Here is an 18,847-nt window from a genome sequence, read left to right as displayed (position 1 = left end):
ATGACACTTTCTTATCATTTTTGCGGTTTTTCGACACGATTCATCATATTTCCGTAGGATTCAGCGCTAATCCTCTGGCTACCCGGCCCTTTCCAGGCACAAAAAAAAGAAGAACAAGGCTCCGGGCGCCCTCTGCCCTCGGCTCATTATCCTTCCTTGTAATGCTGATGCTTTTTTATTTTTTGACAAAGTCGTGACTGAACTACTCTACCGACTTCAGCGCTTCAATCATATGAATCCGCTTGAGCTTGATATGCATGAAAGCCATTACGATCCCTGAGAATAGTAATGTCAGCAGCGCTGCATAGATATAGCTCTGCCACTTGATGAGCGGAGCGAACATGGTGGCATCCAGCTCTGCGGTCGACAGGACGAACCGGTGCAGGATCACACCCAGGGCACTGCCGGACAAGATGCCGAGCAGCGTTAACAGAATATTTTCCCGGTAAATATAGAGTGTGACTTCCTTATCATAGAAGCCGAGCACCTTAATCGTAGACAACTCGCGGACCCGCTCGGACACGTTAATATTGGTCAAGTTGTACAGAACTACGAAGGCCAGCGCGGCAGCAGAGACAATCAGCACCACCATGACGATATCCATACTGTCCATAGTTTCCTCGAAGGCTTCTCCCACACCGCTGGAAAAGCTGACCAAGGCCACCTGTCCATTCGCAGTCAGCTTCTCCCCGAAGGCGCTCTCCCACGCTTTATCCTTGCCGCTGTAATTCAATAATTGAGTATTATAGACCGGCTCCTTGCCGAACACCTCCGTGTAGTAATCCGGGGTCATGTATACATAATGCAGTACATAGTTCTCAGTGACCGCCGCTACCTTGACCTGCAATGGCTCATTGTTGCTGTCCAGAAGCGTCAACGTATCCCCTGGAGCAACATCATACAGCTTAGCCAGCTTCTCAGTAATGACCGCGCCCTCGTCACTGAGTACTCTCGGCTTACCGCTGCTGCGGTCCTTAAGATTAACGAAAGACGCCAGTGCAGCTGTATCTGAGGGAACAAAGATCCGCACTTCCTGGTCGTTCACGCCTTTGGCCCGGGCCGTCATAGCCTCCTGCAGCACATTCAGCGTGCCTGTAACTGCAGTCTCCTGTTCAATCAGCTCCATATAGGAAGCTTGATCTGCAGGAGTTGCATTATCATGCAGAGCTACCAGGGCGCTGTATTTCATAATCCCGCCGAACTGCCGTTCAGCGATGCTGCCGATGGAATCCTTCAGCCCAAAGCCGGTCAGGATCAGCGCGGTACAGCCTGCCACCCCGATAACGGTCATGAACATCCGCTGCTTGTAGCGGAACAGGTTGCGGGCCGTGACCTTTTGCACGAAGCTGAGCCTTCTCCACAGGAAGGTGAAGCGCTCCAGCAGGATACGCTGCCCGCTCTTCGGTGCCTTGGGCCGCATCAGCACAGAGGCGCTACTCCGCAGCTCCACCCGGGAAGCAATCATCGCCGTCATCGTTGTACAGACCAGCGCCACGATGATGGAAATAACAGCGTAAGAAGGGTAGAAGCTCTTGATCACATCAGGCAGGTTATAGAGCGAGCTGTAAGCATTATAGATAAGGTCCGGGAAGAACGTGAAGCCGACCGCCAGACCCGTAATAGATGCCGCAAGGCTGGCGAGTGTTCCGTATACCAGAAACTTGGTCATAATGTCCATAGCGCCGTATCCGAGTGCTTTCAACGTCCCGATCTGGAGCCGCTGCTCCTCCACCATGCGGGTCATTGTCGTTAAGCTGACAAGTGCTGCGATCAGGAAAAAGAATACCGGAAAAGCCGACGCAATCGCGGACAAACGGTCCGCATTATCCTTGTATTCGGCGTATCCCGGGTTAATCGTGCGATCAGCCACATATACCTTGGGCAGCTCCGGCTGGCTCTGTGCCGCGGATGCTGCCTGTTGTTGTTGCGGCTGCTGTTGCGTCCCCCGCTGAGCCGCAGCCTGCTTGGCCGCCGCTACCGCCTCCTCCTTCAGCTCTTCCAGGCGCTGTGCCGGGTAATCCTTCAGCGCTACCTCTGTCTCTGTGAGGTGGCGCTCAACCAACGTGTCGTAGGCCGGAGTATAGGCCGTCTCCGCAGCCGTATCCTTGAAGCTGAGATAGGCCTCCGTATATACCGGAAGTGTGAAATCCCCTTCCGGGATGACGGCGAACGCATCAAGGGTCCCTTTGCCGATGCGGCTGGTTCCGCGGTTCGCGGTCTCAATATACTGCGGACTCTGCGCGAAGCCTACTACAGTATAGGTCTTGGTCCGGAAACTCTGTTCGGGCTTCTCTCCGGCCTCTCCGCCGAAGATAATGGAATCGCCAAGCTTGAATTTCTCCTGTTCGCGCAGGTGTTCATCCAGTACAATCTCTCCGGAGGCTGCCGGGAGATGCCCGGCGGTGAGCTTGTAGCCGTTCAGTTCATTCTTGTCTGTATATGAATAGACCTTGGCAATCAGCCCGCTGTCGCCAAGAAAGACATCAGAGCTGTATACAGGCTGAACCGTCTGCACTCCAGGTATGCCCCGCAGCTGCTCAATCCCTTGCTCCGACAGGCCATAAGTGGACTGGACCCTCAGATCCATCAGCCGCAGATCCTTATAATACGTTGCTGCGGTGTCCAGCATATCCGGCCCGGCCGACTTGATCCCGGAGAAGAAGCTGACCCCCAGCATAATAATCGCAAAGATCGAGAGGAACCTTGCCTTGGTGCGGCCGATCTCCCGAAAAACATCCTTCCATAGTGCCCGTTTCTTCATCATTTCCGGCTCCTTACCATTCGATATCTTCCACGGATACCGGTGCTGGATTCTTCACCATTTTCCGTACCTTGGCGTTGTTGATCTCAATGACCCGGTCGGCCATCGGAGCAATCGCCAGATTATGCGTGATCACAATCACCGTTGTGCCGGTGTCGCGGCAGGTATCCTGCAGCAGCTTAAGCACCTGCTTACCGGTGTTGTAATCGAGCGCACCTGTCGGCTCATCACAGAGCAGCAGCTTCGGCTGCTTCGCCAGTGCTCTGGCAATAGCCACGCGCTGCTGCTCCCCGCCCGAGAGCTGGGCCGGGAAGTTATTCAGCCGCGCGCCAAGGCCCACATCCTCCAGCACCTTCCGGGCATCGAGCGCCCTGGGCGAGATCTGCGAAGCCAGCTCGACATTCTCCAGGGTGGTCAGATTAGGGACCAGATTATAGAACTGAAACACGAAACCCACGTCATTACGGCGGTAGCCGGTCAATTCCTTGGCGCTGAAACGTGCGATGTCAGTACCGTCCACAATGACCTGGCCTTCGTCGGCGGAATCCATGCCGCCCAGTATGTTAAGCACCGTTGATTTTCCCGCCCCGCTGGGCCCTACTATTACAGCAAATTCACCCTTTTCAATCTCGAACTCTATGCCGTCATTGGCGACAATCAGGGTCTCCCCCATCTTATAGCGCTTATATTCGTCCTTCACCGTTACGAATGCCATGCCGTCTCCTCCTGTCTTCTTCACAAACCGCTAATGCACCAGAACTGGCAGATACGATTCAATTACTCCAGTGTAGCATATGAACCCCCTATGATTGCAAAAGTGGAGGCATCACGCATTGCTCCTCCCGGCGGAAAAGGAAAACTGCCGCTTCGCGGCACGTACGCGGAGCACGTGCGAGTACGTGGAGCAAGTGGAAGGACGCGGAGCACCTGCGAGTAAGAGGAGCAAGCGGAAGGACCCCGGAGCAAAACAGGCGGGGCGCAGCAAGAGTAAGCAAATGGAAAAACGTATCTTAATTCCCGGATTACCGATATATTTCCGGAAGCAAGTGGAAAAACAGCATCTAATCAGGTCAATTTTGCTATTTTAGATGAAACGGGCGGATTTAAGTGGCTTTTTTCCAACTGTTGTCTGTTATTAGACCCAACCTTAATTAGCAAATGCCATTCATCCAACTAATTCCTGCTGATCTGCCTGCCAGTCTCTTCTCCAAGCCCATTTCTCCCTCAAAAGAATGAAGCTTCATCCTCCGGCTGCCACGGCAGCTAAGTCCCCGCTGAATTCATGCGGCCCCGGCTGCCAGCAAGTATTCCCCTCACAGCAAAAAACCTCCTGACGGAGGTTTTTACCCGATGTTCTTGCCCGATGTTGTTACTCAGCCTTATTTATGGTGTCGGCATTCCGCCGTTAGCATTCAGGGTCTCGCCGCTGACATAGCTTGATTCCTGGCTGGCCAGGAATACATAAGCCGGGGCCATTTCAGCCGGTTGGCCGGGGCGTCCCAGCGGAGTCTTGGCTCCGAACTCCTTCAGGACTTCCTCCGGCTGTCCGCCGCTTACCTGAAGCGGAGTCCATACCGGTCCCGGTGCGACAACGTTCACCCGGATTCCCTTAGGTGCGACCTGCTGGGCGAACGCTTTGCTGAAGGTGTTGATCGCACTCTTCGTTGTAGCATAATCCAGCAGAATCTCAGAAGGCTCATAGGCCTGAATGGATGAGGTGTTGATGATCGTGCTGCCCGGCTTCATATGCTTCACCGCTGCTTTGCAGAGCCAGAACAGCGAGTAGACATTCGTCTTGAAGGTAGCATCGAACTGCTCTGTGGTCAGATCTGCGATGTCCTTCACGAACTGCTGCTTACCGGCAATGTTAGCCAGGATATCAATCCCGCCCAGCTCCTCTACGGCCTTGGCAATCAACTGCTCGCAGTACTTCTCGTCCTTCAGATCACCCGGCAGGGCCACCGCCTTGCGTCCGGCTTCCTCGACAAGCTTAACCACTTCCTTCGCGTCAGCTTCTTCCTCCGGCAGGTAGGCCAGCACCACATCCGCGCCTTCACGGGCAAAAGCAATCGCTACCGCCCGCCCGATTCCGCTGTCCGCTCCCGTAATAACAGCCTTTCGTCCGTTGAGTTTTCCGCTGCCTTTGTAGGTACCCGCCCCGTCATCTGGACGCGGATGCATCTTCGTCTCCAGGCCGGGGCTGGGCTGCTGCTGCTGGAATTCAGGTGTAGCCTTTTCATATTGCTGCACAGGATCTTGAATCTTATATTGATTACTCATGATAATATTCCTCCTCTGTTCGCTTCTGATTGTGTAGGCTTCTGACTCTTTCTATGTAACCAGCTTCCCTTTTTCTTAAACGAATTATGTATGAGTGCAGCCACAAAAATAAAAGCCCCCTGCCAAAAGAGCAAGGGGCCGCCACTGTATATCATTTAATGAATCAGAACTCTTCGTACACGGCCGGGTCCTGCTCCCACAGCGGGCCGGTGGTCGGAATGTCCGAGATCATCTTCATCTCTTCCTCCGACAATTCGAAGCCGAAGATATCTATATTCTCCCGCTGATGCGCCTCCGACTGCGACCTTGGAATCGGAACGGCTCCCAGCTGCACATGCCAGCGCAGAACAATCTGTGAGACGGACTTGCCACGAGCAGAGGCAAGGGTCTGGAGCTGTTCATTCTTCAGCAGATCCTCGCCGCGTCCCAGCGGACTCCAGGATTCAGTAATGATTCCGTGCTTCTCATGATATGCGCGCTGCTCTGCCTGATTATAGAAGGGATGCAGCTCAATCTGGTTCATACTCGGCACCACACCCGTCTCCGTGATCAGGCGCTCCAGATGCTCCGGCAGGAAATTGCTGACTCCGATCGAACGGATCAGCCCTTTTGCCCGCGCATCAATCAGTGCCTGCCACGCTTCCACATACAGGTTCACCTTGGGATTCGGCCAGTGGATCAGATACAGATCATAATAATCCAGCCCTGCCCGGTACAGCGATTCCTCAATGGTCTTGACTGCTTCCTCATACTTGTGATGGCGTCCGGGCAGCTTGGAGGTAATGAACAGCTGGTCTCTGGCTATGCCGCTCTGCCGCACCGCCTCTCCGACAACCCCCTCATTCTCATAGTTGAATGCGGAATCGATCAGACGATAGCCTAAATCCAGCGCTGTCTTCACACTTTCCACACCCTCAGCGCCTCTGATCCGCGCAGTTCCAAAGCCAATTGCAGGTGCCTTCCTTCCATCATTCAGCAGTATTTCCGGAATATGATTTGTCATGTTTAAGAGCCTCCTGTGTGAAGATCATCGATCTCATGCTTCGTTATTCCTCATTCAGACGGATCAAATGCCGGTACTGCCATTCGCGCTCCTGCATCACGGCAGAAGCGGCCAGGTCGGGTCCGGCTGCTTTGTACACCGCCTTAACCGCATAAGTGGCGGCATGCACCGCATGGGTGGCTACATGGGCGGTAGCCGCTGCATGACCCGCAGCGCGGCAAGCCGCGCAGGCCGCTGCCGGACTTACCTCACGCGCAGCCGAGTGGGCCGCGAACGCAGCTTGCCGTGCAGCGGTCATCTTCAGCTCCCTGCGCACCCAGGCGCGTCCGGCTTCTACTGCCTGCCGGGGCCGCTTCTCTTCCGGGGATGCCGCCTCCACATAAGGCAGTACCCGTTCTGCACAGTCCCCGGCCCAGGCAGCCAATACTTCGTGCTGACTTGTGGCGGCCAGTGCGGCGATGGATTCATCCAGCCCGTCAGCGGCCAGTTTGGCCTTCACTCTACTCCTCCAGCAGCCTCTGCCGGAATCTTAACCCGCACATGATATTGCTTACCCGGTTTCAGTTCCTTCAGAACACCGTCTTGCACAAGCTGGCCGTCCAGATAGACTTCGATTGCCGCTACATCAGACTCACACTTCATCTCAATCTGCAGCTCAGCCCCTCTGAAGCTGCGCTTCACGGTTGCATCCTGCCAGCCGGACGGAAGCTGCGGCTTCACCTGGAGGCCTTCCCGGCAGCCTTGCAGGCCGAATAGCCCATCGATCAGGCAACGGTACACCCAGGGAACGGTTCCGGTGTTGAACAGGTGGCTGGAGCGTCCGGCGGTCTGCGGGAACTGCTTGTAAGCGCCCCGGTAATAGTTAGGGATGAATACCGGCAGCTGGCCCCGCCGGATGATATCCCCGATATCAGGCCCGGGGAGCATTTTGCGCAGCAGACGGTACGCATGATCCTGCTCACCCACTGCATACAAGCCATAAATATAGAAGGCAGCGGCATGGTTGTAGACTGCACCGTTCTCGGCTGTCCCCGGATGCTTCTGGGTGACCCGGCCCACATCCTCGCGCATGGCGGTATAGGACGGGGCGAGCTTTTCCACTCCATACGGGGTCTCCAGCTGTTCATGGACCGACTTCATCAGCTTCGCCCGCTTCTCCTCATCGGCCGCACCGCTGAGCAGCGCCCAGCCCTGGGGATTAATGAAGATCCGGCCTTCCGGATCGCTGCTGATGCCGAATACCACATTGTCATCGGTAATCCCCCGCGAATACCACTCGCCATCCCAGAAGTACTGATTGACGAGCGCATTCGTCTCCTCCGCCGCATGGCGGAAGGTCTTGGCGATATCCGTACGGCCGCTCCGCTCGCAAATATCCGCCCAGACCATACATGCATACGCGGTAGCGATGGTCAGCCATCCGGACACGCCTTGTCCCTTGTACCCTACCATATTCATCGGGTCGCACCAGTCTCCCTGATTGATATAATTCAGGCCGCGCTCATCCCGCTCATGGAGCAGCCACTGCACCGCCCGGTCGATATGTTCATGCACAGGTCCTGTCTCCAGCCCGCCCGCATACGATACTTCCTCATCCAGAATGCTGTAATCATCCGTCTCATCCAGATAGGTACTAAGGCAAATCGGGAGCCAGACACAATGATCCGTATGCGGAACCTGATTGATATATTTCAGTTCAGCCGCTTCATGCAAAATAATGCCATCCGGCATCGCTCCGCTGGCCTCCTGCTGGCTTAAGGCCGTCAGGAACGCTTTTCTTGCCGTCTGCGGCTTAAGGTAGCTCATACCCATATTATCCTGCAGATAATTCCGGGTCTGCGGGTCGGTGGTCAGGCGGTTGGTCTGACCGTGATAATACATCTGCCGGGGCAGCCAGTGGTTGACCAGATTGTCGAGGTCCGCATCCGGCGTGGAAATCTCAATGCTCCCTCTGCCTTCCGCAATGTACTGCGCATATTCCCGCTCAGCGCGCACGAATCCGTCCTCGCCTGCCGTATCGGTATCCAGAAACAGCCTCCGGCGGATCTCCGCGATTCTCTGCTCACTCCGGGCCGGGCCGAAGATGAAGCGGTATTCACGCTCTTCCCCCGCAGCCAGGTCCATACTGTATTGAAGGGCGGCAACCGGGGTCTCATAACGGGCTTCGCCTTGCGCCAGCCGCTGACTCTTAAGCGCTGACGGCGAGCCTATTCCTCCTTCGCCCTCGAAGGCTTCCTGATTCACTTCCCAGGAGTCCGGGGCATGGTCGGCGAGCAGGAAGGTTTTGTCCTTCAGATGCTTGATTTTGGCATAATCCTGATATTTCTGATAAGGCGTGACCGCTGTAGCCACGATTCCCTGCAAAGCTTCCTTATACTCGCCCGACTGATTCATCCATGACATGTAGCCGATGGTGAAGTAGGGATAGATGCTGATCTTGCGGGGAGCGTCGGACAGATTGGTCACCTTCACCCGCCACAGCTCCATCGGGTCATCTTTAGGCAGGCTTAACGTCATCTCTATAGCGATCCCGTTCTTCTCGATGGTCCATACAATATTATGTTTACCTACCGCAAAAGTGTAATGATCCGGAGGGTTGCGGACAGGCTCATAAGGGGCAGAGAACAGCTCCCCGTTCTCCTCATCCTTAACATAGACGAAGCGTCCGGGGTGGTGGGCATAATAAGGCTGCTCCGGCTGCATGAACGTCTTGGCCTCCAGATTCGGCGCATAGGAATACTTCGCAGGCTCGGGCTGCATAAACTGGGCTACCGCATATCCCCGGCAGTTCATATGAATCATCATCTGCTCATTCCACAGGAACCCCGAAGCCTTGGGGAGAATGGTGGGACTGGACAGCTCATAATATTCATTATCTTCAGATGCTCTGATCATTCTCGTGCCTCTCTTTCCGGAATAAATATCCATCATTCTAGTATACTTTATTCAAGAATACGCTCTCATAGGTTTGGGGGCAAGTCTAATGGAAGAGTTTCAATTTCATCGTTTTGGTTTTTATAGTAGAATATACCCAGATTCCCTACCACTAGATGAGAGGTGCATGAGATGAAGCAATCGTACATAGCCAGACTTGAATTATTCGTAACCAACGCCCAGCAGATTAAACAGGAATTCCCCTGGCAAAATGCCTCTGTGAACCGGCTGGCAGCCTTGCTCTACGCCGTGGAGGACAAGACCGCCAATGTGCAGGCAATCCGCATGTATCATGAGATGGTCAAGGATAACACCCGGGGCTTCTCGTCCTTCCGGGGAACCTCTGCCATCTGTATTGCTGCGCTGCTCTCCCTGTCCCCCCAGCCGGAACAGCAGCTTGCAGCTACGCTGGCTGTATATGACCTGCTCAAGGAACGCAAATTCCGGGCCTCCGACTACCTGGTCATTGCCGCCTATCAGATCGCTGCCCATACCCCGTACGATCAATATGCCGCAGCCATAGACCGCACCCAAGCCTTCTACGAGGGGATGCGGTCGAAGCACCGTTTCCTCACCGGGCGGGATGACTATATCTTCGCTGCCATGCTCGGACTCTCCGATATCCCTGTAGAGCAAGGGCTGGAGCAGCTGGAGCAGCTCTATGCTACGCTTAAGCCCGAATTCTTCTCCGGCAATAGTGTTCAGGCGCTGACACAGGTGCTGGTGCTAGGCGGAGAGGATCTCACAAGCCGGGTGCTTAGCCTGCGCGAGGCGTTCCGGGCAAGGGATATCCGGCTGGATAAGGAGTATACGCTCTCGTCCCTTGGCATCCTGTCCCTGATCCCATACGAACAGCAGCAACTGGTAAGCGATGTCTCAGACACCTATGAATTTCTGCGCCCGCAAAAGGGCTTCGGCGGCTGGTCCATCAACAAGCAGGAGCTGCTCCTGCTGTCTGCCGCACTCGTCTCCTATCAATATATAGTCGATGTGAGAAACGGTATTATTGAATCTACCCTATCTACCAGCCTGACCAACATCATCATTGCCCAGCAGACAGCGATTGCTGTAGCTGCAGCCTCTGCTGCTGCGGCAGCTTCTTCTTAGGAAGTGACATGCAAAAGGCCTCCGGAGCGTAATTGCTTCGGAAGCCTTTTAGTTGGATTTCAGGCACTTGTTAACCAGCGATCTCCCGTGTGACGGAAATTAGTTGGATTTATGACACTTAACTCTGCCCATATCTGCGATGTTACCTATATCCGGCTGGATTAGGTGTATAATTTCCAACTACAATTCGCCAAACAACGATTTTGTTATAATTAGATGACGTTTTTCCACTTGTTGTTATGTTAGATAGCTGCGGCCGCTTGCCTGCCACCCTTCCGCAACAACCCTACACTTCCTCCCCATCCCCGGGCATCCGGCGTCTGCCGATCCCAAACGCATAGTACCCCGCCACAACAACAGCCAGGAACGACGCGCCGACGATCAGCGACAGATGGGTATCCGGGTTGAACCACATGCCGATGATGACCAGCGACAGGAAGATAATGATAATGTAGTTACTGACCGGGAAAAAGCGGGACTTGAACGGATGGACTGCCATCTCGCCTGCCCATCGCTCTCTGAATCTGAACTGGCTGAAGGCCAGGGCGAACCACGGAATCATTCCCGGAAGCACGCTGGCACTGTAAATATAGAGAAACAGCTTGGAGTCCGGCATCAGATAGTTTAACAATACGCCTACCAGCAGCAGGGAGATCGTGGTAATAATGCTGTTCCGGGGCACTCCGCTGGCAGAGACTCTGCCGAAGAACTTCGGAGCCTGTCCGTTCTGGGCCAGCGTGTAGAGCATTCTTCCCGCACTGTAGATTCCGCTGTTGCAGCCCGACATCGCCGCTGTCAGCACCACGAAGTTGATAATGCCAGCCGCAGCGACAATCCCCACCTTGGCGAAGGTCAACACGAACGGACTGCCGATCTCGCCGATCTCATTCCACGGATAGATGGTCACAATGATGAAGATGGCCCCCACGTAGAAAATCAGAATGCGCCAGATGATATTCTTGATCGCTTTGCGCAGCGTTTGCTTCGGATTCTCGGCTTCCCCTGCCGTAATCCCCACCAGTTCAATCCCCTGATAGGCCGCCGTGACAATGCAGAGCGCGAACAGAAATCCCTTCAATCCTCCGGCAAAAAAACCGCCATGGCTATACAGATTGGACAGACCTAGCGGCTGCCCGCCATTCCCGAGACCGAAAAAAATCACCCCGGTGCCGATCACCAGCATCACAACAATGGCAACCACCTTGATCATCGCAAACCAGAATTCAAACTCCCCGTACAGCTTCACCGCCGCCAGATTGGCTGCCGCAATGATGCCCACCCCGATCAGCGCCGGAATCCACTGCGGGATATCCGGGAACCAGTACCCGACATAGATACCAATTGCCGTAACCTCCGCCATTCCGACTGTCACCCACAGGAACCAATAGCTCCAGGCGGTCAGGAAGCCGGCCAGCGGGCTGATATATTTGTGGGCAAACGTGGCAAAAGAACCGGTCACCGGCTCCATCACCAGCATCTCCCCCATAATCCGCATCACAAAAAACATAATGATTCCTGCCAAAAGATACGCAAGCAGCACGGAAGGCCCCGCCCACTTAATCGTACTTGCCGAGCCCATGAATAATCCCACGCCAATCGTGCCGCCCAGTGCGATCAGCTCGATATGCCGCGGCTTAAGTCCTCTGGTTAACTCTTTGGATTCCAACGAAATGCTCCTCCTCATATGTACACCTGTACACCTCACATGTACTCCACGCAATCTATCTTAATATGTAAGCATCATTGTAAGCTGTGATCTACATTAACGCAATGCAGAATTACTGGATTACTCCAGCAGAAAGTTTCACCATTTGTAACAATAAATTGCCCCAGAACCTATACATTTTGGTTCATAGTGTTATAATCACTTTGTTTATCACAAGACAACAGGAAACAGGTGATCAGATGTTTGAAATCAAATGGCTGTGGCAGAACCTGGAGGGCAACCGGGCGCGGTATATCGTGGCGCTCTGCCTCTCGGTGGTGGGCTCAAGTCTTACGATTGTGAACCCCTACATCAGCCAGCGCATCGTCGATACGTTCATTGCCGGTGACCACGCAGGAGAGAATCTTGCTACAGGACGCGGACTGCTTATTGCACTGTGCCTGGGCATGATCGGCTTCTCTCTGCTCCGTACAGGGCTGGCATACTTTACGACCATGCAGTACGAAATTTCTTCACAGAATATGATGTACAATATCCGGATTTATCTGTACAACAAGATTCAGGGCCAGGACCGGGAATATTATGACCGCAACCGCACCGGGGACCTGATGACCAAAATGACGGGGGATCTGGATATGGTCCGCCACTCGATGGCGTGGATTTTCAAAACGATCATTGAATCGCTTACGATTTTCCTGGCAGCCGTCATTTATTTCCTCACAATTGATGTGAAGCTGACGCTGTGGATGCTGATCCTGTCCCCGCCGATTTTTGTAGTGGCCTTTATCTTCGCCAAGCGAGTGCGCCCGATGTACATCGACCTGCGCGAACGGCTGTCCCAGCTTAATACGACGACCCAGGAGAATATCTCCGGGAACCGGGTGGTGAAGGCTTTTGCCCGTGAGGAGTTCGAGATTGCCAAGTTCACAGAGAAGAATGTCAACTACGCGGTGGCGAATAAAAAAGCGGCCCTCGTCTGGCTCGACTACTTCCCTTATCTGGAGTCGTTCGCCCAAGGCTTCAACGTGGTCCTGATGCTGGCCGGCGGTTACTATGTGATGGAGGGCCGGATTACCTTCGGTGAGTTCACGGCGTTCTCCTCGCTGATCTGGGCTGTCTCGAACCCGATGCGCAATATCGGGATTATTATTAATGATATCCAGCGTTTCTTTGCCAGCTTATCCAAAATCGTCGATATCTATTACGCCCGTCCGGCAATTGCCAACGATCACAATCCGGTAGAGCACCGCCGCTATGAGGGACGGATTGAATTCGACCATGTCCGGTTCAAATATGATAACGCTACCGTGCTGGATGATGTGAGCTTCACGATCGCCCCCGGCGAGACCATTGCGATTATGGGGGCCACCGGCTCCGGCAAAACCTCGCTTATCAACCTCATTCCCCGCTTCTATGATGTGGCTGGCGGGCGTGTGCTGGTGGACGACAGAGATGTCCGGGAGCTTGAGCTGGATGAGCTGCGCGGGAATATCGGGATGGCTACGCAGGATGTCCTGCTGTTCTCCGATACCATTGACGGCAACATTGCCTACGGCGATCCCGATCTGCCTGAGGAGGATGCGCAGGCTTACGCGGCTCTGGCCGCTGCCCATGATTTCATTGTCAAAATGCCTGAAGGCTACGATACCGTAGTCGGGGAACGCGGTGTCGGGTTGTCCGGGGGCCAAAAGCAGCGGATTGCGCTGGCCCGCGCCCTGGCGGTCCAACGTCCGATTCTGATCCTGGATGATACGACCTCAGCGGTCGATCTGGAGACCGAGGAGCATATCCAGCGCAGCCTCCGGGAGCTGGAGTATCCCTGCACGAAGATCATCATCGCACAGCGGGTATCCACTACGGCCCAGGCTGACCGCATTCTGATCCTGGAGGGCGGGCGCTTGATTGAGGAAGGGACCCACGCCGAGCTGCTGGCGAAGCGGGGTTATTACTATGATGTATTCATGCTTCAGAACGAGGGCATTGGAAGGCAGGTGACCGAGATTGGCCAGGAATAAATTCGATGTCGATGAGAATCTGGAATCGCCGTTCAATATCAAGCATTTCCGGCGGGCCATGGTCTATATCAGACGCAAAAAGAAGCCTATGCTGATTGCATTCGCGCTTAGTGCATTGTCGGCGGCGATTGCCCTGTCGGCCCCGCTGATCATGCAGCATGTGGTGGATGTGACGATTCCCGCCAAAGATATGGGCGCATTGGCCGGCTGGTCGGCGCTAATGCTGGCAACGATTGTGGTCAGCGTCATTCTGGCGACCATCCGCTCGCGGATTATGACAAGTGTGGGTCAGGATATTATCTTCGATATCCGCACAGATCTGTTTAAGCATCTGCAGGACCTGCCATTCAAATATTACGACGACCGGCCGCAGGGCAAAATCCTGATCCGGGTCGTGAACTATGTCAATGCGGTCTCCGATGTGTTATCGAACGGAATTATCAACTTCATTCTGGAGATTGTGAACCTGATCTTTATCGCGGTGTTCATGTTCGCTGTGGATGTGCGGCTCTCCTTCATCATTCTGGCCGGACTGCCGGTGTTCCTCGGCATCATGCTGCTGATCAAGACCCGGCAGCGCCGGGCCTGGCAGGCCGTCTCGAACAAAAGCTCCAACCTGAATGCTTATCTGCAGGAGAGCATCAGCGGCATCGGTGTTACCCAGATGTTCTCCCGGGAGACGCGCAATGAAGGGATCTTCACCCGTCTGGCCGGTAACTTCCGCACGGCCTGGATGAAGGCGCTGCGTTACAACATTCTGATTCCGTTCAGTGTCGACAACCTGTCTACCATTGTTACGGCTATGATCTTCCTGGTCGGCCTGCTGACGCTGGACCCGCAAAATATGACGCTGGGCGTCATTCTCGCCATGAGCAGCTATGCGGCCCGCTTCTGGCAGCCGATCCTGAACCTGTCGAACCTGTACAATAACTTCATTAATGCGGTGGCTTATCTGGAGCGGATCTTCGAGACGCTGGATGAGCCGGTGACGGTCAGCGATATCCCCGGTGCGAAGGCGCTGCCGCCGGTCGAGGGCCGGGTGACGTTCGATGATGTCACCTTCGCCTACGATCCGGGCCTCAACATTCTGGAGAATATCTCCTTCGATGTGGCAGCAGGTGAGAGCGTGGCTCTGGTCGGTCCGACCGGTGCGGGGAAGACCACCGTCGTCAACCTGATCTCGCGCTTCTATAACCTGACCGGCGGACGCATTCTGATCGACGGGCAGGATATCTCGCAGATCACGCTGAAATCGCTGCGCAGCCAGATGGGGATCATGCTGCAGGACAGCTTTATTTTCTCGGGAACCATTATGGACAATATCCGCTACGGCAGACCGGATGCGACCGAGGAGGAAGTTATCGCCGCCGCGAAGGCGGTCTGCGCGGACGACTTCATCCGCGAATTCGATCAGGGCTACCAGACCGAAGTGAACGAACGCGGCTCCAAGCTCTCCCAGGGACAGCGGCAGCTCATCTCGTTCGCCAGAACACTGCTGGCCAACCCGCGGATCCTCATCCTGGATGAAGCGACCTCCTCCATCGATGCGCAGACCGAGCGTCTGCTCCAGAAGGGGCTGAATGAGCTGCTTAAGGGCCGGACCTCGTTCATCATCGCGCACCGCCTGTCTACAGTGAAGAACTGCGACCGGATCATGTATGTCTCGAACAAGGGCATCGCCGAGAGCGGCTCCCATGACGAGCTGATCGCCCGCCGCGGCCTGTACCACCGGCTGTATACGGCGCAGAAGATGGAAGCCTGATGTGCAACGCAAGTAAGGCTATATAGATTGTACTTGTAGTTCAATTTATATAGGTTCAAACAAGTGGAAACGGCTTTGCCGTCCTTTTAAAGGACGGTACCGTTTCAGCGAGAAATAGAAGGATAATCTATCGTGTGAAACATTTAGATTCTTATATTTTAAGGAATCGCCAAAAACCGCAGCAGGGGCTCCCCTGTCTGCGGTTTTTGGCATGCTTAGTTGGACCGTACAGCACATCTTCAGTGAAGATTGCGCCCTCACGTAAGATCCGTTACCGCCTAAGACTACTGTTACTGGCTTTCTCAATTTCGTGCAATTAAGCAATACTAATACTCCTGCTGCGATCCATGCGGACTGGAGAGCCGCTATTCCTGTACATTGCACCATTTCACGGGCTAAGCGGACTCACATGCACTTAACTAGCCGCTCTTGCCTCATTTCCATCACCAACTGGCCTTATAACGGCCCCTCAGTCCGCGGACGAGCGATAAAGCAGTCTTTTTCACAAAATAAGGGCCTCATGGTCCGGTTGTAGAACCTTCATATACTCTTCCCTCAGCATACTATAGATCTCCAGATCGACCACGCCCTTGCCGGACCAGAGGGCCGCCTGCCGCAGCATTCCTTCCTTGACGTATCCGTTCTTCAGCAGCACCTTCTTGGAGGGCTCATTATTCAGCATCACTTCCGCCTGAATCCGGTTCACCTGAGCCTGCTGGAACAGAAATGCTGTCAACAGCTCAACGGCCCTGGAGGCGAGGCCCCTCCCCCACTGGGCTTCCGCAAGGAAGTAGCCAATGGTGACCATATTAACCCTCTGATTGAAGTCGCAGGCTTCAATGATTCCGAGCAGGTGCGTATCGTCCGCTGGAGCGAAGATGCCCCACTTGATCCGCGATCTTTTGCCATAATCCCGCTCATAATGACCGATCATGCTCTTGACTGTAGTCTTATTGTGCTTGGGGATAATCCCGCAATATTCGAACACATGGTCATTGCTGTAAATCTCGAACAGCCCGTCCAGATGCTGCTCCTCAATCTTGCCCAGCACCAGCTCCTCTGATCTTAAGACAGGGAACTGGTCAAATACAATCTCCATCTTCACCCGGGGCACTCCCTTCTCTGATCCTTAAGCGCTTGGCCTAATGGGGACGTACAGCTCAACCATGCACTTGCCCTGCGGGTCCTGCGCAGGATCATTCAGACAGAATTCAAGACATGGCCGGTCATCGGCTTCATAGCCGCTGCGGGGTAACCATACGCTGAACATCGTATCATACGCAAGGACAAATCTCTCTAACGTATCATAGTAGGAATACACCGCATACTGCCCGCCGGATAGAGTCTTGTATGCTACCTCCTCCCGATGGGCCTCCCGTTCGAATCCCTCCGGAAGTGTAACGCAAGCATCATAGCGGCATACAGACTCTTCCGTAAGTTCCCCGTCATCCAGTGAGATTCCGATGAACTGCTGATTCGCCGGATGCAGCCCCTTCTCAGTAGCCCAGCCGGTTAGCTTGTCCCATGCGTGATGCGTGTCCAGGTAACTACCAATATGCCTGACATAAGCGACTTCAACTTCTGCAATTACTCTAAGTTCCACCATACTGTCCCATGCCCTCCTTAACAGCGAATTACCTTCGGCTTTATTGTAATCCGCCAGGGCGGCCAGCTCTGCCTGCTTATTGCTGAGGAGTGACGGGAAATTGCTATGTTTCTGCCTGCTGTTCCTGACACTGCTGGGCGTACAGCCGAAATGCCGTTTGAAATGGACATTCAAGGCGGAGACCGATTCAAAGCCGCTCTCCCCTGCAATCTCCAGAATCGTCTGATTCGTCCGGCTAAGCAGCACCAAGGCCTGCTCGACGCGCTTCCTGGTTACGAAGGCCATGGGCGTCATGCCGGTGAAGGCTGTAAATATTCTGGTGAAATGATATTTGGAGAAATGGGAGATCTCCGCCAGCTGATCCAGCCGCAGCGGCTGGCTGCTGTGATTTTCTATGTAGGCAATGACCTGCTTGATCCTCTCTCCATACTGCTCCTTCATCACTGAATCCCCCGTCCTCTTCGTGTTACAATACTGTATAAATATTAATAGATGAGGCGATAGTGAATGATTACCACTCTGTACTTCGTACGACATGCTCACTCTACTTATTCTACCGACGAATTGAATAGACCTTTATCCGAAGATGGACGGGCAGACGCACAGAGAGTTACCCGTCTACTACTTCATGAGAATATTAACATTCTGATCTCTAGTCCCTATAAACGGGCTATACAAACCATTGAGGGGCTGGAGAAACCGCTCAGGACTAGGATTGTAATTGAAGATGATTTTAAAGAAAGAATCTTATCTGCTGAGCCTGTCGCCGATTTCGGGCTTGCTATGGATCAGGTCTGGGCGGATTATTCCTTCGCCTGGCCGGGAGGAGAATCCAATCTGGTTGCCCAGAAGAGAGGCGTACAAGCACTCTATAAAGTTTTGCAGCAATATAAAGGAAATTCAATCGCTATCGGAACGCACGGTAATATGATGGTCCTGATCATGAATGCTCTGGATAAGCGTTATGATTATAGCTTCTGGAAGCAGTTAGAAATGCCCGACATCTATAAGCTAAGCTTCGTTGAGAACAAGCTTGTGAGTGTACAGCGTATTTGGCAATAATTCTCCATCATCCTATTAAACTGGACAGACTGTTGTCACAACCCTGTGGTATAACCAGAGGAAAGGAGTGATTGTTATGGCAAGCTATGAATACTCATCCCGGCAGGAGCTGATGGACTCGATCCATAATCTGTACCTGCTCTTGGATGCCGAGTATGATGGAATTAACAATACATATAAGGATATGCGAATTCCCGAGGTGGACAAAACCCCTGCCGAGATCATCGCTTATCAGCTGGGCTGGCTGGATTTGGTTAGGGGCTGGGACCGGAGCGAGCTGGAGGGACAGACCTTCTCCATGCCCGCTGCGGATTTCAAGTGGAATCAGCTCGGCGGGTTGTATCAGTCCTTTTACAGCAAATATGCGGAGTATTCTCTGCCTGAGTTGCGCGAGCTCTTCCGGCAATCAGAGCAACAGTGGCTGGACTGGATCGAAACATTGACGGAGGAGGAGCTGTTCATCCAAGGCGCGCGTAAGTGGACCGGAACCAAGGAGAACTGGCCGATGGCCCGGTGGATTCACATTAACTCTGCCGCTCCGTTCAAGACCTTTCGGGGGAAAATCCGGAAATGGAAAAAGCATTGTCCTGAAGGACTGGCAGAGTGACAAAGCGGCAGTGTCACAAAGCGGATAGCGGGATAACAGCTCAG

General features: G+C 53.9%; 14 protein-coding genes. 5 read left to right on the top strand and 9 right to left on the bottom strand.

The genetic code is table 11. The annotated features are described in order from the left end of the window. Positions 1-202 precede the first annotated feature (202 nt). From NSS83_RS24015 to NSS83_RS23990, 6 genes are all read right to left on the bottom strand, one after another. Positions 203-2,761, bottom strand: a complete 2,559-nt coding sequence (locus NSS83_RS24015; protein WP_341188059.1) for an ABC transporter permease — start codon at positions 2,759-2,761, stop codon at positions 203-205. 13 nt (positions 2,762-2,774) lie between these two features. After that, complete coding sequence (locus NSS83_RS24010; RefSeq protein ID WP_340756855.1) at positions 2,775-3,476, bottom strand: ABC transporter ATP-binding protein; 702 nt, start codon at positions 3,474-3,476, stop codon at positions 2,775-2,777. A 668-nt stretch (positions 3,477-4,144) separates the two neighbouring features. After that, positions 4,145-5,041 (bottom strand): SDR family oxidoreductase, encoded by an 897-nt coding sequence (locus NSS83_RS24005; RefSeq protein WP_341346650.1) that lies wholly within the window; start codon positions 5,039-5,041, stop codon positions 4,145-4,147. A gap of 163 nt (positions 5,042-5,204) precedes the next feature. Next, a complete protein-coding gene (locus NSS83_RS24000) occupies positions 5,205-6,044 on the bottom strand; it encodes an aldo/keto reductase (RefSeq protein WP_341186964.1) in 840 nt (279 codons plus the stop codon). Between the two features lie 43 nt (positions 6,045-6,087). Beyond that, positions 6,088-6,543, bottom strand: coding sequence for a putative immunity protein (locus NSS83_RS23995; protein ID WP_341346649.1), 456 nt, complete (start codon positions 6,541-6,543; stop codon positions 6,088-6,090). Beyond that, positions 6,540-8,939 carry an NdvB protein gene (locus NSS83_RS23990; protein WP_341186962.1) on the bottom strand — a complete coding sequence of 800 codons (2,400 nt, stop codon included), beginning with the start codon at positions 8,937-8,939 and terminating at the stop codon, positions 6,540-6,542. The genes NSS83_RS23995 and NSS83_RS23990 overlap by 4 nt, the downstream gene beginning before the upstream one ends. 171 nt (positions 8,940-9,110) lie before the next feature. Between NSS83_RS23990 and NSS83_RS23985 the strand changes: the two genes are divergently transcribed. Further along, positions 9,111-10,085, top strand: coding sequence for a DUF4003 family protein (locus NSS83_RS23985; RefSeq protein ID WP_341186961.1), 975 nt, complete (start codon positions 9,111-9,113; stop codon positions 10,083-10,085). A 286-nt stretch (positions 10,086-10,371) separates the two neighbouring features. Here the strand turns inward: NSS83_RS23985 and NSS83_RS23980 are convergent, their stop codons facing one another. Then, on the bottom strand, positions 10,372-11,751 hold the full coding sequence (locus NSS83_RS23980) for an amino acid permease (protein WP_341346648.1): 1,380 nt from the start codon (positions 11,749-11,751) through the stop codon (positions 10,372-10,374). 239 nt (positions 11,752-11,990) lie between these two features. Here NSS83_RS23980 and NSS83_RS23975 point away from each other — a divergent pair, with 239 nt between their 5' ends. Together NSS83_RS23975 and NSS83_RS23970 are read left to right on the top strand one after the other, a co-directional pair. Next, a complete protein-coding gene (locus NSS83_RS23975) occupies positions 11,991-13,766 on the top strand; it encodes an ABC transporter ATP-binding protein (RefSeq protein ID WP_341186959.1) in 1,776 nt (591 codons plus the stop codon). Beyond that, the gene (locus tag NSS83_RS23970) at positions 13,753-15,528 is read left to right on the top strand and encodes an ABC transporter ATP-binding protein (protein WP_341346647.1); all 1,776 of its coding nucleotides are present in this window, start codon (positions 13,753-13,755) and stop codon (positions 15,526-15,528) included. The genes NSS83_RS23975 and NSS83_RS23970 overlap by 14 nt, the downstream gene beginning before the upstream one ends. A gap of 502 nt (positions 15,529-16,030) precedes the next feature. Here NSS83_RS23970 and NSS83_RS23965 read toward each other — a convergent pair. Beyond that, a complete protein-coding gene (locus NSS83_RS23965) occupies positions 16,031-16,633 on the bottom strand; it encodes a GNAT family protein (RefSeq protein ID WP_341186957.1) in 603 nt (200 codons plus the stop codon). Positions 16,634-16,657: 24 nt separating this feature from the next. Continuing rightward, a complete protein-coding gene (locus tag NSS83_RS23960) occupies positions 16,658-17,575 on the bottom strand; it encodes an AraC family transcriptional regulator (RefSeq protein ID WP_341186956.1) in 918 nt (305 codons plus the stop codon). A gap of 69 nt (positions 17,576-17,644) precedes the next feature. On the opposite strand from NSS83_RS23960, the gene NSS83_RS23955 reads away from it, so the two are divergent. Further along, positions 17,645-18,196, top strand: coding sequence for a histidine phosphatase family protein (locus NSS83_RS23955; RefSeq protein WP_341348761.1), 552 nt, complete (start codon positions 17,645-17,647; stop codon positions 18,194-18,196). 76 nt (positions 18,197-18,272) lie between these two features. Then, positions 18,273-18,803, top strand: a complete 531-nt coding sequence (locus NSS83_RS23950) for a ClbS/DfsB family four-helix bundle protein (RefSeq protein ID WP_341186955.1) — start codon at positions 18,273-18,275, stop codon at positions 18,801-18,803. Positions 18,804-18,847: the final 44 nt, after the last annotated feature.

The sequence above is a fragment of the Paenibacillus sp. FSL H3-0469 genome, assembly GCF_038051945.1.
Taxonomy (GTDB): Bacteria; Bacillota; Bacilli; order Paenibacillales; family Paenibacillaceae; genus Paenibacillus_AQ.
Note: the sequence above shows the minus strand (reverse complement) of the source record. Positions and strands in the feature narration are given on the sequence as shown.